Here is a 21,831-nt window from a genome sequence, read left to right on the forward strand (position 1 = left end):
CCTAGTCCTATTGTTTTAATCCGAGAATGTGGCAGACGGGTCAGCCCCGTCCGCCACGTGATCCCGAACTTATTCCACTCCGACTTCCGCGCCTTCCAGATTGAGGCTCAGCTTATCGCCTGCAGTCTCATCTTCGTCATCGAGCTCTTTCATCTCGATTTCCTGTTCGTCGCCGCTCAGGATTTTCACATCCATACCCAGAGACTGAAGCTCTTTGATCAAGACCTTGAACGATTCAGGAACACCCGGCTCCGGAACGTTCTCGCCTTTGACGATGGATTCGTACGTCTTCACCCGGCCGACAACGTCGTCGGATTTGACAGTAAGAATTTCCTGCAGCGTATATGCGGCGCCGTAGGCTTCCAGCGCCCACACTTCCATCTCACCGAAGCGCTGTCCACCGAACTGAGCTTTACCACCCAGAGGCTGTTGCGTAACGAGAGAGTAAGGACCCGTGGAACGGGCATGGATTTTATCGTCAACCATGTGCGCCAGTTTGATCATGTGCATGACGCCGACCGTAACTTCGCGCTCGAAGCGCTCACCGGTACGTCCGTCATACAGCACGGTTTTACCGTTACGCTGCATGCCTGCTTCTTCCATCGTATCGAACACGTCATACTCGTTGGCACCGTCGAATACCGGCGTTGCCACGTGAATGCCGAGCTGCATGGCTGCAAAGCCCAGATGGACTTCGAGCACCTGCCCGATATTCATCCGCGATGGTACGCCGAGCGGGTTCAGCACAACCTGTACAGGTGTACCGTCCGGCAGGAACGGCATATCCTCTTCCGGCAGAATACGGGCCACGACCCCTTTGTTACCGTGACGTCCGGCCATTTTGTCACCCTCAGAGATTTTACGCTTCTGAGCGATGTACACACGAACCAGTTGGTTTACGCCAGGAGGCAGCTCATCGCCGTTCTCACGGGTAAACACTTTAACGTCAACGATAATTCCGTCACTACCATGCGGTACGCGGAGGGATGTGTCACGAACCTCACGAGCCTTTTCACCGAAAATCGCATGCAGGAGACGTTCTTCCGCAGTCAGCTCCGTAACACCCTTAGGCGTTACTTTACCAACCAGAATGTCGCCGGCGCTAATTTCGGCACCGATGCGGATGATGCCGCGCTCGTCAAGGTTTCTAAGTGCGTCTTCACCTACGTTAGGAATGTCGCGGGTGATTTCTTCAGGTCCAAGCTTGGTATCACGTGCTTCGGACTCGTACTCCTCAATGTGGATCGAGGTGTAGACATCCTCTTTAACCATTTTCTCGCTCAGCAGAATCGCATCCTCGTAGTTGTAACCTTCCCAGGTCATAAACGCAACGACAACGTTACGTCCCAGAGCAAGTTCGCCCATTTCTGTGGAAGGTCCGTCTGCCAGAATGTCGCCTTTCTTCACGATGTCGCCTTTTTTGGCGAGCGGACGCTGATTAATGCACGTTCCTTGGTTCGAACGCATAAATTTGTGTAATTTATGCTTAACGATATCGCCCTTCACTTCTTTGCCGTCCACGTTTTCGATCCGGCGTACCCAGATCTCATCCGCGCTCGAACGTTCCACGATGCCGTCATGCTTGGAAACGATACATACGCCCGAATCCTTCGCCGACTTGTGTTCCATTCCGGTTCCGACAAGCGGAGCTTTAGGAATGAGCAGCGGCACAGCCTGACGCTGCATGTTCGATCCCATCAGCGCACGGTTGGAGTCATCGTTCTCAAGGAACGGAATGAGCGCCGTCGCGACGGATACAACCTGCTTCGGAGATACGTCCATGTAGTCGACGCGTTCGTTCGGCATCGGCAAAATGTTGTCGGACTGTTTGTTATAGCGGACGATAACCATCTCTTCCGCAAACGTACCGTCATCATTGAGCTGCGCATTGGCCTGGGCGACTACGTAGTTATCTTCTTCATCTGCCGTGAGGTAGTCGATATGATCGGTTACTACACCCGTCTTCGGATCTACCCAGCGGTACGGAGCTTCAATAAAGCCGTACTCGTTGATGCGGGCAAATGTAGACAAGGAGTTGATCAGACCGATGTTCGGACCCTCTGGCGTTTCAATCGGACACATCCGGCCGTAGTGACTGTGATGGACGTCGCGTACTTCAAAGCCCGCGCGCTCACGCGTCAAACCGCCAGGTCCGAGTGCAGACAGACGACGTTTATGCGTCAGCTCGGCAAGCGGGTTGGTCTGGTCCATAAACTGCGAGAGCTGGGAGCTTCCGAAGAACTCCTTGATCGATGCAATCACAGGACGTATGTTGATCAGCGCCTGAGGCGTGATGACATTCGCATCCTGAATCGACATTCTTTCGCGAACCACACGCTCCATACGGGACAAGCCAATACGGAACTGGTTCTGCAGCAGTTCGCCTACGGAACGCAGACGGCGGTTACCCAGATGGTCAATATCATCCGTGTCGCCGATGCCGTGAAGCAGATTAATAAAGTAGCTGATCGAGGAGATAATATCAGCAGGCGTAATATGCTTCACAGATTTATCGATATTTCCGTTAGCGATTACTTTGATGACTTTGCCGTCTTCAATCGGCGAGAACACGTCAATGCTTTGAAGCGGAATGTCATCCGCATCAAGTACGCCGTTGGCAACATGGTAAGTCCGGTGACCCACCATCGTATCCAGGTGAGGCATAATCTCATCCAGCAAGCGGCGGTCTACCATTTGCCCCGCTTCCGCGATAATCTCTCCTGTTTGGCTGTCGATCAACGTTTCAGCAAGACGCTGGTTGAAGAGACGGTTTTTGATGTGAAGCTTTTTATTGATTTTATAACGGCCGACGTTGGCCAGATCATATCGTTTTGGATCAAAGAAGCGCGCTACGAGGAGGCTCTTTGCGTTATCCAGCGTAGGCGGTTCGCCTGGACGGAGGCGTTCGTAGATCTCAATGAGCGCTTTTTCCGTAGAATCGGTATTGTCTTTGTCCAGCGTGTTGCGGATATATTCGTCGTTGCCAAGCAGTTCCAAAATTTCGGCGTCACTGCCGAAACCAAGCGCCCGAAGCAATACGGTAACCGGAATTTTACGGGTACGGTCAATCCGGACATACATGATGTCTTTCGCATCCGTCTCCAGTTCAAGCCATGCGCCGCGGTTCGGAATAACCGTCGCAGTGTATGTCTTTTTGCCGTTTTTATCGACTTTCGTACTGAAGTAGACGCTAGGAGAGCGTACCAACTGGCTGACAATGACCCGTTCTGCGCCATTGATAATAAACGTACCGGTCTCCGTCATCAACGGGAAATCTCCCATGAATACTTCCTGCTCTTTGACTTCACCGGTTTCTTTGTTGATGAGCCGTACCTTAACCCGCAAAGGTGCCGCATACGTCACGTCACGTTCCTTAGCGTCATCGACGGTGTATTTAGGTTCACCAAGGCTGTAGTCAATAAACTCCAGCACCAAATTTCCCGTAAAATCCTGAATTGGCGAGATATCCTGGAACATTTCGCGCAATCCTTCCTCCAAAAACCATTCGTATGATTTCTGTTGGATTTCGATCAGGTTCGGAACCTCTAGTACTTCATTAATTCGCGCATAACTTCGCCGAGTGCGTCGACCATACTGAACAAGATGTCCTGCCAACTTTAACTCACCCCTCATGTCTACTCACTTCAAAAATTGATTGCGAACCTCTGTTTGGAACCTTATAATGGATTCATGCAGAGGATTCATCCACAAATAAAGAAAAGCCCTTACCCGAATGCTTTCGAACAAAGAGCAACTTATCCATGGTCTTCCTAGCTAAACACGGAAGTGACTTCATATCCTGTAGATTTGCCCAAAATGTACATATTATACGTGAACATGCCCCTGTTTATGCACCTCTCCGCATAAAAACCTATTGACATTTCAGCCAACTAAAGACAAGAAGCCTATCCTAATACTGACATTTTATAATAATATCACATCTGCAATTTCAAGTCAATAGTCCTATTGCGCATTATTGAGAAGTTTTTGTAGCCTTAAATATCCGGTACCCTTTATCCTTCGTAACTTCCTCCACCCGTCCAAAAAGACTTTCCAGCTTGGCCTTCGCCGACGGCGCTCCCTGCTTCTTCTGAATCACGATCCACAGCGTTCCGCCATCACGCAAATGCGCATAAGCCTGTTCGAAAATCGCATGAACGGTTTCCTTTCCGGCACGGATCGGGGGATTGGTCAGCACGACGTCAAAGCTTTTGCCTTCTACAGCCGCGAACAGATCGCTTTCCAGAACAGTCACGTTGTGAATACCGTTCAGCTTTGCATTTTCCTTGGCCAGCTCCACCGCACGGGCATTCACGTCAAGCATCGTCACATGACCATGAGCAGCTAGCCGGGCAGCACTAAAGCCGATAGGGCCATATCCGCAGCCGACATCCAATACTTCCGCATTCTCCGGAATATCCATCGCATCGATGAGAACCTTGCTGCCAAAGTCAACGCCTTTCTTGGAAAACACACCTGCATCACTGATAAACCTAAAGGTTTGGCCGCGAAGCTTCTCTTCCAATTGGCGCCGGTCATGACCGACCTCCGGCTGATTCGAATAGTAATGCTGTGACATGCCGTTCCTCCGTATCTTGGTCTTGTATTCACAGAATTCCCCGATCAGCTTTAACTCAGACCTGGGTCATGCTGTTTTTACAAAAACAAACCCCTTGAGAATTCAAGGGGTTTGTTATGTTCAAAGCCGCTTCAAGAAGGAATTACTTCACTTCTACAGTAGCGCCTGCTTCTTCCAATTTTGCTTTAACGGAATCAGCTTCTTCTTTACCCACTTTTTCTTTGAGTGGTTTTGGTGCGTTGTCAACGAGGTCTTTAGCTTCTTTCAAGCCGAGGCCAGTGATTTCGCGAACTGCTTTGATAACGTTGATTTTGGAAGCACCAGCGTTAGTCAGGATTACGTCGAATTCAGTTTGCTCTTCAGCTTCAGCTGCGCCAGCGCCGCCGCCTACCATAGCTACTGGAGCTGCAGCAGTTACGCCGAATTCTTCTTCGATTGCTTTAACAAGATCGTTCAGTTCCAAAACAGTCATACCTTTGATTGCTTCCAAGATTTGCTCTTTACTCATGGTTGAACCTCCATTTTATAATAAAAGTTTTTTGTTGTTGTACTTCATACTGCATGAAGAAGCAAGTGCTTACGCGCCTTGTTCTTCTTTCTCTGCAACGGCTTTAACTGCAAGCGCGAAGTTGCGCATAGGAGCTTGAAGCACGCTGAGGAGCATGGAAAGGAGACCTTCGCGGGATGGCAGTTCTGCCAGCGCTTTGACTTGGTCAACGCCAACTACACGGCCTTCAACCACGCCACCTTTCAATTTCAATGCATCGTTCTTTTTAGCAAAATCGTTAAGGATTTTAGCTGGAGCTACGGCGTCATCCGCGCTGAATGCAATCGCTGTAGGACCGGTCAATACTTCGTCCAGTTCTGTCAGCTCAGCAGCAGCGGTAGCGCGGCGCAGCAATGTGTTTTTAAGCACTTGGAATTCAACGCCAGCTTCACGAAGCTGCTTACGCAGTTCAGTCACCTGGGAAACGTTCAATCCGCGGTAGTCAGCAACAACGGTCGTTGCGCTGTCGCGCAATTTAGCTGTTACAACTTCTACTGCTTCTTGTTTCGCTTGAATCACTTTTGCGTTTGCCATGTCTACACCTCCTGATTTATTTCACTGTCCTTTACGTCCGGCCGATCCGGACCGTCCGGGACATTCACGCAAGTTCTAGGCAAGTAAAAAGCCTCCGTAGAATCACGAAGGCCTGATGAATGATGTTTGTCCGAAATAAATCGCAAGCAAGCATCTATATTCTATCACAACACCTCGGTAGGAAATTAAGCCTATAAAGGGCACCTACTGTCTACGGTAAGCATATTCAACTTTAACGGTCTTTCACAACAACTATAACAGATTATCAGATAACGTGACCGAAGTCAATGTTATTTTTATTATCTGTAAGAAGCTGTGCTCACGCGTGCGCTAGGTCCCATCGTGGAGGATACTGCGATCCCTTTCAGATAAACACCTTTTGCAGCAGCCGGTTTAGCACGGTTGAGTGCGTCGATGAGAGCTTTGAGGTTCTCATTCAGTTGAGTCGCATCAAAGGATACTTTTCCGATTGGAGCGTGGATTTGACCTGCTTTGTCCAGACGGTATTCGATTTTACCAGCTTTGATCTCTTGAACAGCTTTGGAAACATCGAATGTAACTGTACCTGCTTTAGGGTTAGGCATGAGGCCTTTACCACCGAGCAGACGACCCAGTTTACCGACTTCGCTCATCATGTCAGGTGTAGCTACGCAGACATCGAATTCGAACCAGCCTTGTTGGATTTTGTTGATCATATCTTGATCGCCAACATAATCCGCGCCAGCCGCTTCCGCTTCTTTCGCTTTATCACCTTTTGCAAATACCAGTACGCGTTGTGTTTTGCCTGTGCCGTGAGGCAGTACAACAACACCGCGAACAGCCTGGTCTTGTTTACGAGGGTCTACGCCCAGACGAACTGCTACTTCAACGGTTTCGTCGAATTTGGCAGTCGCAGCCTTTTTCACAAGCTCAACAGCTTCTGAAGGCTCGTAAAATGTTTCGCTGTCAATCAGCTTGGCAGCTTCAACATATTTCTTACCATGTTTCGCCATGTTTGTTCCTCCTTTGTGGTTTTAACGGAAATTCCTCCCACATGTTCCGGTCACGCTTGACCGGTTGTCGCAGAAAAACCGAATAAAAAATTAGTCTTCGATAGTGATACCCATAGAACGGGCAGTACCCTCAACCATACGCATAGCAGCTTCTACGGAAGCAGCGTTAAGGTCAGGCATTTTTGTTTCAGCGATTTCACGAACCGCGCTACGTTTAACGGTTGCCACCTTTTTCTTGTTAGGTTCGCCGGAACCCTTCTCGATTTTAGCAGCTACGCGAAGCAGAACTGCAGCCGGTGGAGTTTTAGTGATAAACGTAAAGGAGCGATCTTCAAATACCGAGATTTCAACCGGAATGATCAGACCAGCTTGATCAGCAGTACGAGCGTTGAATTCTTTACAGAATGCCATGATGTTGACACCTGCTTGACCCAATGCTGGACCTACTGGTGGTGCTGGATTCGCTTTACCTGCAGGGATTTGCAGTTTCACCATTTTGATTACCTTTTTTGCCATGTAAGACACCTCCTTCAAAAGTGGTTAGCGGGACTCGATGGCCCCTCCCACAAGAAACCTGAAGAAATTTATATCTTCTCCACTTGAGTATAATCCAGCTCAAGCGGGGTTTCCCGTCCAAACATGTTGACGTGAACTTTGAGCTTGCTCTTGTCGGCTAGAATTTCTTCTACAGAGCCCACAAAATTCGCAAACGGACCAACCTTGATACGCACAGATTCCTTAATGTCGAATTCAATCTTCGGTTTAGGTTCTTCCATGCCCATATGCTTCAGAATTTGATCTACCTCTTCTGGCAGCAATGGTGTCGGTTTGGAACCCGAACCCGTCGATCCGACGAATCCTGTTACTCCAGGCGTGTTGCGGACAACATACCAAGAGTCGTCGGTCTGGATCATTTCAACCAAGACATAACCGGGGTAAACTTTTCTCATGACGGTTTTTTTCTTGCCGTCTTTGTTTACGATTTCTTCTTCCATCGGAACAAGAACGCGGAAAATCTTGTCTTCCATGCCCATGGACTCAACGCGTTTCTCCAAATTGGCCTTTACCTTGTTCTCATACCCGGAATAGGTATGAACAACATACCATCTTTTTTCCATAGTTTCCATATCAAGCCACCCGGGACCCTTCTTAAATAATCCGTTCGATCACAGCGGAAATGCCGATATCCAGAACCCAAAAATAAATCGTGACGAATACAATGGTGCCAAGAACGATTAGAGTATAATTCGTCAGCTCTTTACGATTAGGCCAGCGAACTTTTTTGAGTTCCGCCCAGCTTTCAGAGAAAAAGGAAAACAGAGACTTGAAACTACTTTTCACGCCGACTACACCTCCAAAAAACTATCTGGTTTCGCGATGAGGAGTTTGCTCGTTACAGAACTTGCAAAATTTCTTCATCTCCATGCGGTCGGGGTGATTTCGCTTGTTTTTGGTAGTCGTATAGTTTCTTTGTTTGCAGTTCGTACAAGCCAAAGTGATAATTACCCGCATGCTGTGCACCTCCCGAAGACGTCCTTCTTTTCAGAAGGGTCTATATTTCCTAGCAGAACAGCCCAAGCCCTTCATTGCTGAAAAGAAAATAACCGTTCCTGCGAAATGAATAAGAAACAAAAACCGATTGGTCTTTGCTCGAGCTCATTCATTAAAACACGCGAATTTAGGCCTACCTAAAACACTTTATCATAAGGGTCAACCCGTGTCAACGATAGAATGGCCCTGTTCCAGGCGGGCCGAAGGCGCGTTTTTCCTTATCATTTCAAGTCTTTTTCTCTGCTGAAAGCCGCTTGCATTCATTTACCATTATGATTCATTCCTGAGGCGCTTAAACCTAGGCAAATTCCGTTTGTGAAAAAAAAAGGCTCTGAAATGAGCCTTTTTCTGAACAAAGCGTCTAATTGTCGCGAACTTCCAAATAACGTTCCAGTTTGCGTTTGACACGCTGCAGAGCGTTGTCAATCGATTTCACATGCCGTTTCAGGTCAACCGCTATTTCCTGGTAGGAGCGGCCGTCCAAGTAAAGCATCAGCACTTTGCGTTCCAGGTCACTTAAAATCTCGGACATCTTGTCCTCCAGGCCCACAAACTCTTCCTGGTTAATGATCAGCTCCTCTGGATCTGACACCTGTGAACCGCAAATCACATCAAGTAGCGTCCGGTCGGAATCTTCGTCGTAAATCGGCTTGTCCAACGATACATAAGAATTCAGCGGAATATGCTTCTGCCTCGTCGCCGTCTTGATCGCCGTAATGATCTGCCTTGTAATACAGAGCTCGGCGAAAGCCTTGAACGAAGATTGCTTGTCCATTCTGAAATCACGAATCGATTTGTATAGGCCGATCATGCCTTCCTGAATGATATCTTCTCGGTCGGCACCGATCAAAAAGTAAGACCTGGCTTTGGCGCGCACGAAATTCCGATACTTGTTAATCAAGAACTCCAGCGCTTCGCTATCGCCTTCACGAAAATATTCGACAACGTCCTCATCTGACTTGTACTCGTAATCCGACAACGTTACTTCTTTGAGGTCTACACTCACCAAGAATCCCCCCGGCTGCAACGCAAGGTACCCCGTTACTCTGTGAAATATACGAACATTATATATGATGGCGGTTCATACCGTCAACCACGTATTACCTAAAAAAGAACATCAATAACAAAATTGTCAAGAGATTCAAATTTGTAATAACTTCCATATTTTGTTATTCTCTGCGCCATTTCTCGAATATTTCCCTAAGTTCGGGCTTCAGCTTGCTATCCAGCGTATTGCGCGTCTTCGGGGCATGCTCGTGCTGAATTCGGGTTTGAATCGCCTTTTGGCAATTCTCCACCTCGATCAGCAGCTCCCGGGCAGACAGTCGCAGCGCCCCACGGGCAAAAATCACATGCTGCTCGATAAAATCGCTGGTTGCAACGTATATTTTGCGGCTGCGGAGGCTTAGCTCCCCCACTAGCCGCTCTATACATTCATCGGCAGTTTCCTTCTCTTTTGTGAAGTAAACCTGTACTTTGCTTTGATTAAAGGCTTTGCCAAGTCCCGGCACCCGGTACGCATCGAAGACGGCAATGACTCTGCGGCCGGTAAAGGCCTGGTAATCCGCTAGGCTGCCCAGCAAATTATCGCGCGCCTCCTGCATGCTGATTTGCGACAGCTTCGCAAGAGACGGCCAGGCTCCGATCATATTATAACCGTCTACCAGGAGCACATCCCGCAAATCCGCCATTGCACGTTAACCTTGGTTGCGGCGACGCAATACTTCGTACATGACCACGCCGGCAGCCACCGAGGCATTCAGCGAGTTGATCTGCCCATTCATCGGCAGCTTGATCAGGACATCGCATTTTTCACGGATCAGCCGTCCCATGCCCTTGCCTTCATTGCCGATGACGATGGCTACCGGTCCGTCAAAGACATTCGTTTCATAAATGCCCTGAGCCGCCGACACGTCTGTGCCCACCACCCAGATTCCCTTTTCTTTCAGCGAATCGATGGTTTGGCCCAAATTGGTGACCCTCGCAACAGGTACATATTCCGCCGCTCCGGCCGATGTCTTGGACACGGTTGCCGTCACCTGCGCCGAGCGGCGCTTAGGCACGATCACGCCATGAACGCCGGTGCAATCCGCGGTACGAAGAATCGAGCCCAGGTTATGCGGATCCTCGATTTCGTCGAGCAGCAAAATAAACGGCGGTTCGCCTTTGTTTTCGGCGGCGAGCAGAATGTCTTCCACTTCCGCATAGGCGTAAGGAGCGGCCTGAGCGACGACGCCTTGATGCTGCACGCCGGGTGCGAGCTGGTCCAGCTTGCGCTTATCCACCTGCTGGATGATAATCCCCAGCTTCTTCGCCTCGACGATGATCGGCTGCGTCAAATGCTTTTGGGCACCTTCCGCGATCCAAATTTTATTGATGGTACGGCCGGATTTCAGCGCTTCGATGACCGAGTGCTTCCCGCCGATAATTTCTTCCTCCATATGATCCTCCACGTGTCTTTATTTTGCGTGCTGGTTTTGCTCCATATATTCTATACCCATTCCGATCAGTTCCCTCATCCGATCCAGCTGCTCCGAGTAGTACAGGTAGCCGATCAAGCTTTCAAAAGCCGTGGCATGGCGGTATTCCAGCACATCGGCATTTTTGGGAATGCTCCCGGATTTGGCATTACGTCCTTGTCTGACAACGTCCTTCTCCTCATCCGTCAAAACGGGCTCCAGCGCTGTCACGATACGGCTTTGCGCTTTGGCTGATACCATGCCGGTCGCTTGGCGGTGCAGCTGATGAGGCTTCAGATTCGGTTTGGAAATGAGATACTGCCGGACGGCAACCTCATAAATCGCGTCTCCGATGTACGCAAGCACGATCGGCGGGATCAGCCGAGGCTGCCGGGAAGGCACATAATTGAACCATCCCGCTTCCGGCGTCAGCTCCTGATGATCAGGGCCGCTCATTTCCGCCGCCAGCGCATGCCCTGCGCTGTATCCTCCAGCACGATGCCTTGGGCGGCCAGCAGATCCCGGATTTCGTCGGCCCGGCCCCAGTTTTTGTCCTTGCGGGCCTGCACACGCTCCGCGATGAGGCTCTCCACCTCTTCATCGAGCAGTTCCGCCTCGTCAGCAGCGTACAAGCGCAGCACGGCATTCAGCACCTCGAAGGCATTCAGCATGGCTTTCAGCTCTTCCGGATTCGCGACCGGCTCCTGCAGCAGCAGATTGGCTTCGTTCACCCATTCGAACATGGCCGTAATGGCATCCGGCGTATTGAAGTCGTCGTCCATTTTTTCGTAGTACTGTTTCAGAATCCCGTCCAGCTTCTGCTGCAGCTCTTCCCGAACCGGTCCATGACCGTCAGGGGTTACCGTTTCAAGGCGATGCTTCAGGTTCGAAACGGCGTTCGCGATGCGTTCCACGCTTTTCATCGCCTGATCCATTGTTTCCGCGTTGAAGTTAAGCGGGTTGCGGTAATGGGTCGAGAGCATGAAATAACGGATGGCTTCTTTTTTGAACTCCTTGCGGAGGTCTTTCACCAGAATGCCGTTACCGAGCGATTTCGACATTTTTTCGTTATTGATTTTGATATAGCCGTTATGCATCCAATAGTTAGCCAGCGGCTTGCCGGTAAGCGCTTCGGACTGGGCCACCTCGCATTCATGGTGAGGGAACTGCAAATCCTGTCCGCCGCCGTGAATGTCGATCGTTTCGCCGAGATACCTGCGAGCCATGGCCGAGCATTCGATATGCCAGCCGGGACGGCCGTCTCCCCACGGGCTCGACCAGAAGATCTCGCCCGGCTTCGCGGCTTTCCAAAGCACGAAATCCTCCGGATTTTCCTTCCGCTCATCGACATTGATCCGGATGCCGAACTGAAGCTCATCCAGCTTCTGATGCGAAAGCTTGCCGTAGCCCGGGAATTTATTCGTCCGGTAAAATACGTCGCCGCCCTTTTCGTAAGCAAAACCATTCTGCTCCAGCTCTTGAATAAAGGCAATGATATTGTCCATATTCTCCGTCACGCGCGGATGGATCGTCGCCTTCTGAATGCCGAGACCTTCCAAATCCTCGAAGTAGGCCTTGATGAACCTGTCGGCGACCTCAGGAACCGTGCTGTTCAGCTGCTCCGCCTTACGGATGAGCTTGTCGTCCACGTCCGTGAAGTTCACCACATAGCTGACCTCGTTCCCTATCTGTTCCAAATATGTGCGGACCACGTCAAAAAAGATCATCGGACGCGCATTGCCGATATGAATATAGTCATACACGGTTGGACCGCATACATACATTTTCACTTTGCCGGGTTCCTGCGGAACGAACTCTTGCTTGGACCTGATGAGTGTATTGTAAATTTGAAGTGCCATAATCACATTTCCTTTCGCTCTATAAGTAAAATCACTTTAGGCGAGCGGCTACTCGCCCTGCTCCCTGCCGGTGGCGGCTTTGATTCGCACGAGCTCTGTGTTGTCGCTTGAGATGTTTTCCAGCTCTCTGCGCAGCCGGTCGATCTCCTTCTGCATGCTGCGGATCGAATCCACGATCGGGTCGGGGAGCTGGTGGCTCAGACGGTCCACGCGCCGGCCGTCCTGCTTGACGATGGTACCGGGGATACCAACGACCGTGCTGTTGGGAGGAACCTCCTTGAGCACGACCGAATTCGCTCCAATGTTGCACTGGTCTCCCACTTTAAAAGAACCCAGCACCTTGGCGCCCGAAGCGATAACCACATTGTTTCCGATCGTCGGGTGACGTTTGCCTTTTTCCTTACCCGTACCGCCCAGCGTTACTCCTTGGTAAATGACAACATCATCGCCGATCTCACAGGTTTCCCCGATGACCACGCCCATGCCGTGGTCGATGAAGAGCCTTTGGCCGATTTTGGCGCCCGGATGGATCTCGATTCCCGTCATGAAGCGGCTGAACTGCGAAATGATGCGCGCCAGGGTGAACCACCGGTGCGTATACAGCTTATGGGCAATCCGGTGCGCCCAGATGGCATGCAGCCCGGAGTAGGTGAAAACCACTTCGAACAGTCTTCTGGCCGCCGGATCATTTTCAAATATCGTCTGGATATCCGATTTGATCTGCTTAAACATACCCGTTCCCCTCTTCGTCCTCGTCTGATCTTTCGCATCCCCATGCAAAAGAACGGAAAACCAAAAAACGCCTCGGCAGCTTTCGCTGCAGAGGCGTTATACGCGGTTCCACTCTGCTTGAATCCGTCCTTTCTGTACATATCCATGCACAACTATCTGGTCCGGATTCATCTCATCTGCCCTGGTAACGGAGGACTTTCCGGCATAGTCTAACGGTTCATAAATAGGAACCGCTCATCCATGCAGCTCACAGGCGCATTTCCGCAGTCGGCATATGGATAACTTCCAGCCGCATGGAAAGCAGATTCTCCATGAGGTTATCCTCTCTGGCAAATGCCTGGGTTAAAGCGTACTTCTCCTGTTCGTCGCTATTCACGCATAATCTATTTAGGATCCTGCCGCTTTGGCAGGCTTTATAGATCTTTGATCTTAGTTTGGTAGTTATTATATCCGATAATACATCAGACTGACAAGAAATGTTTTCGAGTACGGGCCGGAAATAGGCGAACGTGGTCCGGGCTTGAATTAAGCGCCTTTGATTTGCGCTCTCAACCGTTCGATAACGCGGTCCTTGCCCATCAGATAGATCGTTTCGTTCAAATCACGTCCATGCATCTGTCCGGTAATCGCGACACGGATCGGCATAAACAGCTGTTTGCCTTTAAATCCGGTTTCCTTCTGCACTTCCTTGATCAGCGCCGCGATATGCGGAGCCGTATAATCCTCGGAAGCCTCGATCTTGTCCAGTAAAGCCTTCAGCACGGTCGGGACCTGTTCTTCGGCTAAAATCGGCTGGGCTTCATGATCCACCTCTAAATGCGTGCGGAAGAACATGTCGGACAATCCCACGATATCCGATGCGGCCACCATTTGCTCCTGGTAGAGCGCCACCAGCTTTCTCGCCCATGCTTCCTGCTCTTCATTCAGCTCCGCCGGCAACCGGCTTGCTTTCTGAAGATGAGGAATGGCGAGCTTGGCAATTCGCTCCGGATCCGCATTTTTGATATAGGCATTGTTCAAATGCGCGAGCTTGTTCTGGTCAAATACGGCCGGGCTCTTGGACAACCGGTCCGGATTGAAGACCTTGATCAGTTCTTCGAGGCTGTAAATTTCCTCTTCCCCTTCCGGCGACCAGCCGAGAAGGGCAATGAAGTTGACGAGCGCTTCAGGCAGATAACCGAGCTGGTCGTACTGCTCGATGAACTGAATGATGGATTCGTCGCGCTTGCTCAGCTTCTTGTGGTTCTCGTTGACGATCAGCGTCATGTGGCCGAAGCGAGGTGCTTCCCATCCCAGCGCTTCATAGATCATCAGCTGGCGAGGCGTATTGGAAATATGGTCCTCGCCGCGCAGCACGTGAGTAATTTTCATCAGGTAGTCGTCGATGACCACGGCATAGTTATACGTCGGAATGCCGTCCTTTTTCACAATGACAAAATCGCCGGTATCCTGCGTATTAAACGAAATTTCACCCTTAACGATATCGTCAAACGTGTAGGTTTTGTCTTCCGGCACACGGAAACGGATGCTGGCCGTGCGTCCTTCTGCTTCAAATGCCTTGCACTGCTCCTCGGTCAGATCACGGTGCTTGCCGGAATAACGCGGAGTTTCCCCGCGCTCCATTTGCTCCTCGCGTTCCTTTTCGAGCTCTTCCTCCGTGCAGTAACAGCGGTAGGCAAGGCCTCTGCTGAGCAGGTCCTGCGTATACTTATTATAAATATCCAGGCGCTCGGTTTGACGGTAAGGGCCGTATTCGCCGCCGATATCGACGCTTTCGTCCCAGTCGAGTCCAAGCCATTTCAAATATTTGAGCTGGCTCTCCTCGCCGCCGGCAATGTTGCGCTTCACGTCCGTGTCTTCGATCCGGATGATGAAGTCCCCGCCTTGATTGCGGGCATACAAGTAGTTGAACAATGCCGTTCTGGCGTTTCCGATATGTAAATGTCCCGTTGGACTCGGTGCGTACCGTACGCGAACTTTATTTGTCATGATAATCCCCTCCGCTATTGTGTTATTAAACCAGTCATAATTCTTGCGTGCTCGTGTACCGCTACGGATCCCGGATCGTTCGTCCGATCGCTGTGGTCTCCATATTTCCTGATTTAATCATCTTTTAAAACGAGAGAAATATGGAGACAAAGCATATGCTTCCGAAGCATCTTTCCTACGGAAATAGGCGACCGCTTCGCTTCTTCAGATCGATTCCGGTCTCCTCCGCTACTTGCGCTTGTCACTATTCAATATATTGATTAATAACTCGAGTGCAATCAAAAATCCTTCAAGATGATAGCACATCTTTCACGAGGCAGACAACCGATTGCGCTGCGACGCCCTCGCCGCGACCGGTAAAGCCGAGCTGCTCGGTCGTCGTCGCCTTGACGTTCACCTGATCGATGTCCGCATCCAGCGCGCGGGCGATGACCTCGACCATCTGTGGGATGTACGGCGCCATTTTCGGCTTTTGCGCGATGATCGTACAATCGATGTTGCCGAGCCGGTAGCCCCGCTCCTTCGCCATTTCCCAGATATGAAGCAGCAGCTTCAGGCTGTCCGCATCTTTGAATTCCGGGTCCGTATCCGGAAAATGCTTTCCGATATCCCCTAGTGCAAGTGCCCCCAGTATCGCATCCGTCACGGCGTGCAGCAGCACGTCGGCGTCCGAATGCCCAAGCAGCCCCTTTTCATAAGGAATCGTGACTCCTCCAATGATGCACGGCCTGTCCTCGACCAGCTGGTGCACGTCAAACCCCTGTCCTACACGTATCATGTATTCTTCTCTCCCTTATGTTGTAACATGAATGAAGCATATGCCAAATCTTCGGGCGTCGTGATTTTGATATTGGTATAGCTGCCCTCAACAACGGCAACCGGGACGCCCATTCGTTCCACGAGCATGGAATCGTCCGTCCCGGTAAATCCGTCGGCTTCGGCCAGCTCATGCGCCTTCTTCAATTCTGAAAGACGAAAAGCCTGTGGGGTATGAATCGCCCACAGACTCCGGCGGTCGGGTGTCGCCTCAATAATTCCCGACTCGCTCACCTGCTTGATGGTATCCTTCACCTTCACCGCGAGTACCGCCGCTCCGGAAAGCTGCGCCTGCCGGCAGCATGCTAAGACATGTTCAGGTTCAACGAACGGGCGTACACCATCATGTACCATTACCCATTCCGTCCCGATTTCCATCAAGCCTTTATATACGGACTCCTGTCTTTCACGGCCGCCCGGTATCACCTTCACTACTTTGCGGAGTCCATACTCCGCAATCCACGCGCTGCATCGGTCGATATCATCCGCCCCGGTTACCAGAACGATTTCCTGAACCAGCGGCATCCGTTCAAAAACCTCGAGTGTATGAATGATGATGGGCTTGTTCTGCAGCAGCAGATACTGCTTGCTTTCGCGGGTCCCCATTCTCGTGCCTCTGCCCGCGGAAACCACGACCACGCCCACACGGCTTTCTGTGTCCAAGCTGCGTCCTGCCTCCCTCAATCACCGAAAGAAAAAATGTATAAACCCATCATACCCCTTTTACTGGGCTTTTTCCAACAGTTTCGGTTTGGCAAAAATCATCCGGCCCGCAGAAGTTTGAAGCACGCTCGTGACCAATACCTCCATCATGCTGCCGATATAATCGCGTCCGCCTTCTACCACGATCATCGTTCCGTCATCCAGATATGCAACTCCCTGGCCGTGCTCTTTCCCGTCCTTGATCACCTGCACCATAATTTCTTCCCCCGGCAGGACGACCGGCTTGACCGCATTCGCCAAATCGTTGATATTCAGGACGGATACGCCCTGCAGCTCGCAAACCTTGTTCAGGTTGAAATCATTGGTTACGACTTTACCCTGAAGCACCTTGGCCAGCTTGACCAATTTGCTGTCGACCTCGGAAATCTCTTCGAAGTCTCCTTCGTAAATCAGCACGCGGACATCCAGTTCCTTTTGAATCTTGTTTAAAATATCAAGTCCTCTGCGGCCGCGATTACGCTTAAGCAGATCTGACGAATCGGCGATATGCTGCAGTTCTTCAAGCACAAATTCCGGTATGACGATCGTGCCCTCAATAAAACCCGTCTTGCAGATATCGGCGATCCGTCCGTCGATAATGACGCTGGTATCCAGAATTTTATGCTCCTCGATTTTCCGGTCCTCGTAAGCGTCCCCCTTGCTCCATCTTCCTGATGTCCACAGCGTCGCAAGCTCGTCCTTTTTATCCAACCCGACCCGGAAGCCCATATATCCGCAGAAGAGCGTCAGTCCTACCGCCGCCAGTTCTCCGACTTTACCTGCCCACGTCAGACTCGGATAAATCAGCAGGGATAGCAGCAGCCCTCCGGTAAGACCCGCCGCTCCCGCAGCCAGCTCATTCATCGGCATACCCGCAAATAGCTGCTGCACGGACCTTAAGCGGGAAGCAACCGCCTGAGCACACAGTGAGCCTATCAACAAAAATAAAATTGCGCCAAGTCCTGCAAACATCAGGCCGCCCCAATACGAGTGATCTATACCTAGCCTCGGGAACGTCCATCCGGCCGCTTGATGAAGGGTATACCCCGTCCATGCTCCGCAAAGCCCGGCAAATGCCATAATCATTTTTCTCAGCATAGGTTCCCACACCTCCTTGATTGTATTAGTTATACATATTTCCTTAGCAGTATGGTCCAAATTTCCGTGGCGTAATCCTATGCGTTCCATTTTTTTCTATCTAAATTTTTGAGGCCTAGCGCCGGAAGATGTGTCATTTCTGGTTGAAAATGGGCAAATGACTGGCATATAATGAATTCAATCTTATGCTAGAGGTGAAAAGGAAAATGAGCGCACCAAGTTTACAGGCTTTTCAGGATCAGGTTTCCGAACTGTTGCTCCGTCACCGCAGTCTATTGGATGTGTTGTCCAAAAACGGACAAAGCAGCGCTTCCGTCAATAGGGCAGTCGTCAAGGCCGTTACGGATTGCGGTTGTATCGAACTGCATGCTACAAAGCAGTCCTTTGAACCTGAGGTTGAGCTGGAGGAAGCCAAGGAATTAGCACGGACTCACGTCCGCGGGGAGCTGTGCGAAAATTGCAGGGAAATTATCAGTACCGAGCTCGGACGCAACATTTTTTACATGTCGGCTTTGTGCAATCTGCTCGATATCAACATGGATGAAGTCGTACAAAAGGAATCGCAGAAATGCTCCACCCTGGGCTTGTTTAATTTGTCATAAACCGAAGGCCTGCTGATGATGTCTGAATATACGTCAAACAAAAAAAGCATTTATTTCTCTGCCGCTGCAGGAAATAAATGCTTTTTATCATTCAGGAACTTGTTCTCTTATGAGTGATCGTTATACACTTTTTGATCGGCCGATTGGTCATGATGACGTCTGCGCGCCCGGGTCAGCTTCTCCACGTTTTGCTTCAAACCGTAGGCGGCATACAGCACCAGCGGAACGAAAATAAGCTTGGAGATTTGATCCGGAAAAATCACGGCTACTGCCACCGCGGCTAGGATGACGACCGGTGCGTACATCACCGCTTTTTTTGGAAGACCTACCTTCTTAAAGTTAGGGTATTTCACCGTGCTGACCATCAGATACGACAAAATCAGCATGGCAATGATCATATAAGGGGCCGAAATTTCTCTATGAAACAGCGACAGTGTGGCGAGGACGCCGCCTGCAGCCGGTATAGGTAATCCAATAAAATATCCCGGAATCCCGGATTGAACATTGAATCGCGCCAGACGAAGCGCACCGCACATCGGAAAAATCGCCGTTACGGTCCAAATGAGCGCATGGTGCATGCCATGGAAAGAAGTTACATACATGATGAGTGCGGGTGCTACACCAAATGAGATCACATCCGAGAGGGAGTCCAGTTCCTTGCCTAATTCGCTCTGCGCATTGAGCGCCCGGGCCATCCGGCCGTCCAAACCGTCACAAAGCATCGCAATAATAATCATGATGGCCGCCAAGCTTAATTTGTTGTCAAAGGCCAGCATAATTCCGACCATTCCGAGAAACAAGTTTCCTAACGTAAACAAGTTCGGAATTGATTTCGTAAACATTTCTTCACCTCGAATATTATTAGTACCCCCGTATCATCCATTGATTGTATGGCATTTAAATTTGTCTGTCAATGAATACTTGTTCCTGTAAACGTTTCAAACCTTCTTTGATGTTACGGGCTCTGACCTCACCAATTCCATCCACTTCATCCAATTCTTCGATGGTGGCCATCATGATGTGCGGCAGCTGTCCGAAGCGTTCGACCAGATTGTGAATAATCACGTTCGGCAGGCGCGGAATCTTGTTCAGAATGCGGTAACCCCTTGGGGCTACGGATTCTTCCGAGGTTGCGGCGGACATTGGATAACCGAGCAGCCGCATCACATAATGAATATCGAGCAGCTCATCGTCGGTCGCCCGCTTCAGTCCGGCGATCATCTCGCGGATTTTCTCGTCGTTATCTTCCCGGGCATAATCCTTGTACAGCAGCCAGGCCTCTTCCTCCATATTGCTGACCAGCTCTTCCATCTGCATGCTGATCAGGCGCCCTTCATTGCCGAGCTCGTTGATGTAGCGCTTGATCTCCATCTTGATGCGCAGCACCATTTCGACCCGTTGAATGACGTTGACGACTTCCGGCACGGTGACCAGTTCTTCAAACTCGGATGCCGACAAATTGGTCAATGACTGGTTCAGCACGGCCCGGTATTTTTCAAGCGTTTGAATGGCCTGGTTGGCCTTGGTCAAAATAACTCCGATTTCTTTAAGCGCATAACGGAGCGTGCCCTGATATAAAGTAATAATGTTACGTCGCTGGGAAATGGAAACGACCAGCTTGCCGGTCTGCTTGGCGACACGCTCCGCCGTGCGGTGGCGGATACCCGTTTCGATCGAGGAAATGGAGGAATCAGGAATCAGCTGGGTATTGGCATACAGGATCCGCTTCAGATCCTCACTCAGTATAATGGCCCCGTCCATCTTCGCTAACTCGTATAAATAGTTGGGTGAAAAATCGCAGTTGATCGAAAATCCGCCATCAACCACTTCCATCACCTCGGGACTATAACCGACGACAAGCAGCCCCCCGGTTTTGGCCCGCAGCACGTTTTCCAGGCCGTCCCGAAACGGCGTGCCCGGTGCGACCAGCTTCAGCAGGTCGTTCATTTTATCCAATTGGCTAGGTTCCTTCATCTCTTTATGCCCCCTAATCTAACGCGACCGCTAGTGCATCTGCCACGGTATTGATGCCAATGATTTCAATTCCTTTGGGATGCTTCCAGCCTTTCAAGCTTTTCTCCGGCATGATGATCCGCTTAAAGCCCAGCTTCTCGGCTTCCTTGACCCGCTGCTCGGCACGGGATACCGCCCGGACCTCGCCGGTCAGTCCAACCTCGCCGAACATGACGTCAAACGGCTTTGTCGGAATATCTCGGAAACTGGAGGCGATGCTGACAGCAATCGCCAAATCGACAGCCGGCTCATCCAGCTTCACGCCCCCGGCCACATTCAAATATGCATCCTGATTCTGAAGGAACATCCCCATCCGCTTCTCCAGGACGGCAATAATCAGTCCCATCCGGTGATGGTCGACCCCGGTACACATCCGCCGCGGAGACGGGAAATGCGTGGACGAGATCAACGCCTGCAGTTCAACCAGGACCGGCCGGGTCCCTTCCATGCTGGCAACCACCGTCGATCCGGCTACCCCCAGCGGACGCTCCGATAAAAACAACTCAGAGGGATTCTCCACTTCCACAAGGCCCGATTCGTTCATTTCAAATATGCCGATCTCATTGGTGGATCCGAAGCGGTTCTTCACCGCCCGCAAAAGCCGGTACGTATGATGGCGTTCGCCTTCAAAATACAATACACAGTCAACCATATGTTCAAGAAGCCGAGGGCCTGCAATGGCCCCTTCCTTCGTAACATGCCCGACTAGCACCGTCGCAATGCCCATGCCTTTGGCGACACGCATGAAGCGTGCCGTGCATTCCCTGACCTGTGCCACGCTGCCGGGAGCGCTCGTCACTTCGGGAATATAGACGGTTTGAATGGAATCGATCACTAAAAATTGCGGCTGTATGCTGTTAATTGCCTCTTCGATGAGATCCATATTCGTCTCGCACAAAACGTACAGCTCAGCGGATAAGGCTCCAAGACGGTCTGCACGGAGCTTCGTCTGTCTCACGGATTCCTCACCGGATACGTAAAGCACCCGCAAGCCCGATTGCGTCAGAGCATGCGAGGTTTGCAGCAGCAGCGTCGACTTCCCGATCCCCGGATCCCCGCCGACCAAAATCAGCGAACCCGGAACGATCCCTCCGCCAAGAACGCGGTTAAGCTCACCGATGCCGGTTTGCACGCGCGCTTCATTGCTGCTTTCTATATTTATGATCGAAAGCGCCTTTTCTTTACTATGAAAAAGCGGGGAATTCATTCCCTGCGTTTTAATGACGCTTTCCGTTTCTTCCACCATCGTGTTCCAAGCCTGACAACCCGGACATTTACCATACCATTTGGCAGCCTCATAGCCGCATTCTGTACAGTAGAATTTTGTTTTTGTTTTAGCCATGATCTCTCCTTTTGGC

At 50.6% G+C, this 21,831-nt stretch carries 24 protein-coding genes and 1 other annotated feature; of the genes, 1 reads left to right on the top strand and 23 read right to left on the bottom strand.

The genetic code is table 11. The features are described from left to right. Positions 1–69: 69 nt before the first annotated feature. The 20 genes from rpoB to PCH05_RS23720 form a co-directional block, all read right to left on the bottom strand. Complete coding sequence (gene rpoB, locus PCH05_RS23630; protein ID WP_127606542.1) at positions 70–3,615, bottom strand: DNA-directed RNA polymerase subunit beta; 3,546 nt, start codon at positions 3,613–3,615, stop codon at positions 70–72. Positions 3,616–3,973: 358 nt separating this feature from the next. Further along, complete coding sequence (locus PCH05_RS23635; RefSeq protein WP_127606544.1) at positions 3,974–4,579, bottom strand: class I SAM-dependent methyltransferase; 606 nt, start codon at positions 4,577–4,579, stop codon at positions 3,974–3,976. Between the two features lie 142 nt (positions 4,580–4,721). Further along, complete coding sequence (rplL, locus tag PCH05_RS23640) at positions 4,722–5,087, bottom strand: 50S ribosomal protein L7/L12 (RefSeq protein WP_127606546.1); 366 nt, start codon at positions 5,085–5,087, stop codon at positions 4,722–4,724. Between the two features lie 69 nt (positions 5,088–5,156). Next, entirely contained in the window at positions 5,157–5,660 is a 504-nt protein-coding gene (gene rplJ, locus PCH05_RS23645) for a 50S ribosomal protein L10 (protein ID WP_127606548.1), read from the bottom strand. A 75-nt stretch (positions 5,661–5,735) separates the two neighbouring features. Beyond that, positions 5,736–5,895, bottom strand: a sequence feature (ribosomal protein L10 leader region). 64 nt (positions 5,896–5,959) lie between these two features. Next, entirely contained in the window at positions 5,960–6,652 is a 693-nt protein-coding gene (gene rplA, locus PCH05_RS23650; protein ID WP_127606550.1) for a 50S ribosomal protein L1, read from the bottom strand. Positions 6,653–6,742: 90 nt separating this feature from the next. Next, positions 6,743–7,168, bottom strand: coding sequence for a 50S ribosomal protein L11 (gene rplK / locus PCH05_RS23655; protein WP_127606552.1), 426 nt, complete (start codon positions 7,166–7,168; stop codon positions 6,743–6,745). 68 nt (positions 7,169–7,236) lie between these two features. Further along, complete coding sequence (gene nusG / locus PCH05_RS23660; protein WP_127606595.1) at positions 7,237–7,770, bottom strand: transcription termination/antitermination protein NusG; 534 nt, start codon at positions 7,768–7,770, stop codon at positions 7,237–7,239. A gap of 31 nt (positions 7,771–7,801) precedes the next feature. Next, positions 7,802–7,993: a preprotein translocase subunit SecE gene (gene secE, locus PCH05_RS23665; RefSeq protein WP_127606554.1), complete on the bottom strand. Its 192-nt coding sequence runs from the start codon at positions 7,991–7,993 to the stop codon at positions 7,802–7,804. Positions 7,994–8,014: 21 nt separating this feature from the next. Next, entirely contained in the window at positions 8,015–8,164 is a 150-nt protein-coding gene (gene rpmG / locus PCH05_RS23670) for a 50S ribosomal protein L33 (protein WP_076176720.1), read from the bottom strand. Between the two features lie 400 nt (positions 8,165–8,564). Then, the gene (sigH, locus tag PCH05_RS23675) at positions 8,565–9,209 is read right to left on the bottom strand and encodes an RNA polymerase sporulation sigma factor SigH (RefSeq protein ID WP_127606556.1); all 645 of its coding nucleotides are present in this window, start codon (positions 9,207–9,209) and stop codon (positions 8,565–8,567) included. Positions 9,210–9,372: 163 nt separating this feature from the next. Further along, positions 9,373–9,894 carry an NYN domain-containing protein gene (locus tag PCH05_RS23680; protein WP_127606558.1) on the bottom strand — a complete coding sequence of 174 codons (522 nt, stop codon included), beginning with the start codon at positions 9,892–9,894 and terminating at the stop codon, positions 9,373–9,375. Between the two features lie 6 nt (positions 9,895–9,900). Continuing rightward, positions 9,901–10,644 carry a 23S rRNA (guanosine(2251)-2'-O)-methyltransferase RlmB gene (gene rlmB / locus PCH05_RS23685; RefSeq protein ID WP_127606560.1) on the bottom strand — a complete coding sequence of 248 codons (744 nt, stop codon included), beginning with the start codon at positions 10,642–10,644 and terminating at the stop codon, positions 9,901–9,903. Positions 10,645–10,662: 18 nt separating this feature from the next. Further along, positions 10,663–11,118: a Mini-ribonuclease 3 gene (locus tag PCH05_RS23690; RefSeq protein WP_127606562.1), complete on the bottom strand. Its 456-nt coding sequence runs from the start codon at positions 11,116–11,118 to the stop codon at positions 10,663–10,665. Continuing rightward, positions 11,115–12,521 carry a cysteine--tRNA ligase gene (cysS, locus tag PCH05_RS23695; RefSeq protein WP_127606564.1) on the bottom strand — a complete coding sequence of 469 codons (1,407 nt, stop codon included), beginning with the start codon at positions 12,519–12,521 and terminating at the stop codon, positions 11,115–11,117. Before cysS ends, PCH05_RS23690 begins: the two co-directional genes overlap by 4 nt. A gap of 48 nt (positions 12,522–12,569) precedes the next feature. Continuing rightward, positions 12,570–13,253, bottom strand: coding sequence for a serine O-acetyltransferase (gene cysE, locus PCH05_RS23700; protein WP_127606566.1), 684 nt, complete (start codon positions 13,251–13,253; stop codon positions 12,570–12,572). Positions 13,254–13,500: 247 nt separating this feature from the next. Continuing rightward, positions 13,501–13,629, bottom strand: coding sequence for a hypothetical protein (locus PCH05_RS27960; protein WP_281278795.1), 129 nt, complete (start codon positions 13,627–13,629; stop codon positions 13,501–13,503). A 149-nt stretch (positions 13,630–13,778) separates the two neighbouring features. Further along, positions 13,779–15,242 (bottom strand): glutamate--tRNA ligase, encoded by a 1,464-nt coding sequence (gene gltX / locus PCH05_RS23705; protein ID WP_127606568.1) that lies wholly within the window; start codon positions 15,240–15,242, stop codon positions 13,779–13,781. A 289-nt stretch (positions 15,243–15,531) separates the two neighbouring features. Continuing rightward, positions 15,532–16,020, bottom strand: a complete 489-nt coding sequence (gene ispF / locus PCH05_RS23710; RefSeq protein WP_127606570.1) for a 2-C-methyl-D-erythritol 2,4-cyclodiphosphate synthase — start codon at positions 16,018–16,020, stop codon at positions 15,532–15,534. Continuing rightward, positions 16,017–16,721: a 2-C-methyl-D-erythritol 4-phosphate cytidylyltransferase gene (gene ispD / locus PCH05_RS23715; RefSeq protein WP_281278796.1), complete on the bottom strand. Its 705-nt coding sequence runs from the start codon at positions 16,719–16,721 to the stop codon at positions 16,017–16,019. Before ispD ends, ispF begins: the two co-directional genes overlap by 4 nt. A 60-nt stretch (positions 16,722–16,781) precedes the next feature. Next, positions 16,782–17,858 carry a PIN/TRAM domain-containing protein gene (locus PCH05_RS23720; protein WP_127606572.1) on the bottom strand — a complete coding sequence of 359 codons (1,077 nt, stop codon included), beginning with the start codon at positions 17,856–17,858 and terminating at the stop codon, positions 16,782–16,784. A 206-nt stretch (positions 17,859–18,064) separates the two neighbouring features. Here PCH05_RS23720 and PCH05_RS23725 point away from each other — a divergent pair, with 206 nt between their 5' ends. Next, positions 18,065–18,460 (top strand): nucleoside triphosphate pyrophosphohydrolase family protein, encoded by a 396-nt coding sequence (locus tag PCH05_RS23725; RefSeq protein ID WP_127606574.1) that lies wholly within the window; start codon positions 18,065–18,067, stop codon positions 18,458–18,460. 107 nt (positions 18,461–18,567) lie between these two features. Here PCH05_RS23725 and pssA read toward each other — a convergent pair whose 3' ends face one another. The 3 genes from pssA to radA are packed head-to-tail and all read right to left on the bottom strand — an operon-like array spanning position 18,568 to position 21,815. Next, a complete protein-coding gene (pssA, locus tag PCH05_RS23730) occupies positions 18,568–19,302 on the bottom strand; it encodes a CDP-diacylglycerol--serine O-phosphatidyltransferase (RefSeq protein WP_127606576.1) in 735 nt (244 codons plus the stop codon). 55 nt (positions 19,303–19,357) lie between these two features. Next, on the bottom strand, positions 19,358–20,434 hold the full coding sequence (disA, locus tag PCH05_RS23735) for a DNA integrity scanning diadenylate cyclase DisA (RefSeq protein ID WP_127606578.1): 1,077 nt from the start codon (positions 20,432–20,434) through the stop codon (positions 19,358–19,360). 13 nt (positions 20,435–20,447) lie between these two features. Continuing rightward, on the bottom strand, positions 20,448–21,815 hold the full coding sequence (gene radA, locus PCH05_RS23740; RefSeq protein WP_127606580.1) for a DNA repair protein RadA: 1,368 nt from the start codon (positions 21,813–21,815) through the stop codon (positions 20,448–20,450). Positions 21,816–21,831 lie beyond the last annotated feature (16 nt).

Source organism: Paenibacillus chibensis (assembly GCF_004001045.1).
Classification (GTDB): domain Bacteria; phylum Bacillota; class Bacilli; order Paenibacillales; family Paenibacillaceae; genus Paenibacillus_AQ; species Paenibacillus_AQ chibensis.

Bases quoted from the DNA above. Each gene is read 5' to 3' on its own strand.
- nusG (WP_127606595.1), bottom strand. From the start codon at position 7,770: ATGGAAAAAAGATGGTATGTTGTTCATACCTATTCCGGGTATGAGAAC.
- PCH05_RS23680 (WP_127606558.1), bottom strand. From the start codon at position 9,894: ATGGCGGATTTGCGGGATGTGCTCCTGGTAGACGGTTATAATATGATC.
- rplL (WP_127606546.1), bottom strand. From the start codon at position 5,087: ATGAGTAAAGAGCAAATCTTGGAAGCAATCAAAGGTATGACTGTTTTG.
- rpmG (WP_076176720.1), bottom strand. From the start codon at position 8,164: ATGCGGGTAATTATCACTTTGGCTTGTACGAACTGCAAACAAAGAAAC.
- cysE (WP_127606566.1), bottom strand. From the start codon at position 13,253: ATGTTTAAGCAGATCAAATCGGATATCCAGACGATATTTGAAAATGAT.
- rplJ (WP_127606548.1), bottom strand. From the start codon at position 5,660: ATGGCAAACGCAAAAGTGATTCAAGCGAAACAAGAAGCAGTAGAAGTT.
- PCH05_RS23725 (WP_127606574.1), top strand. From the start codon at position 18,065: ATGAGCGCACCAAGTTTACAGGCTTTTCAGGATCAGGTTTCCGAACTG.
- ispF (WP_127606570.1), bottom strand. From the start codon at position 16,020: ATGATACGTGTAGGACAGGGGTTTGACGTGCACCAGCTGGTCGAGGAC.
- rplK (WP_127606552.1), bottom strand. From the start codon at position 7,168: ATGGCAAAAAAGGTAATCAAAATGGTGAAACTGCAAATCCCTGCAGGT.
- pssA (WP_127606576.1), bottom strand. From the start codon at position 19,302: ATGTTTACGAAATCAATTCCGAACTTGTTTACGTTAGGAAACTTGTTT.
- gltX (WP_127606568.1), bottom strand. From the start codon at position 15,242: ATGACAAATAAAGTTCGCGTACGGTACGCACCGAGTCCAACGGGACAT.
- radA (WP_127606580.1), bottom strand. From the start codon at position 21,815: ATGGCTAAAACAAAAACAAAATTCTACTGTACAGAATGCGGCTATGAG.
- rplA (WP_127606550.1), bottom strand. From the start codon at position 6,652: ATGGCGAAACATGGTAAGAAATATGTTGAAGCTGCCAAGCTGATTGAC.
- cysS (WP_127606564.1), bottom strand. From the start codon at position 12,521: ATGGCACTTCAAATTTACAATACACTCATCAGGTCCAAGCAAGAGTTC.
- rlmB (WP_127606560.1), bottom strand. From the start codon at position 10,644: ATGGAGGAAGAAATTATCGGCGGGAAGCACTCGGTCATCGAAGCGCTG.
- PCH05_RS23720 (WP_127606572.1), bottom strand. From the start codon at position 17,858: ATGCTGAGAAAAATGATTATGGCATTTGCCGGGCTTTGCGGAGCATGG.
- PCH05_RS23690 (WP_127606562.1), bottom strand. From the start codon at position 11,118: ATGAGCGGCCCTGATCATCAGGAGCTGACGCCGGAAGCGGGATGGTTC.
- PCH05_RS23635 (WP_127606544.1), bottom strand. From the start codon at position 4,579: ATGTCACAGCATTACTATTCGAATCAGCCGGAGGTCGGTCATGACCGG.
- disA (WP_127606578.1), bottom strand. From the start codon at position 20,434: ATGAAGGAACCTAGCCAATTGGATAAAATGAACGACCTGCTGAAGCTG.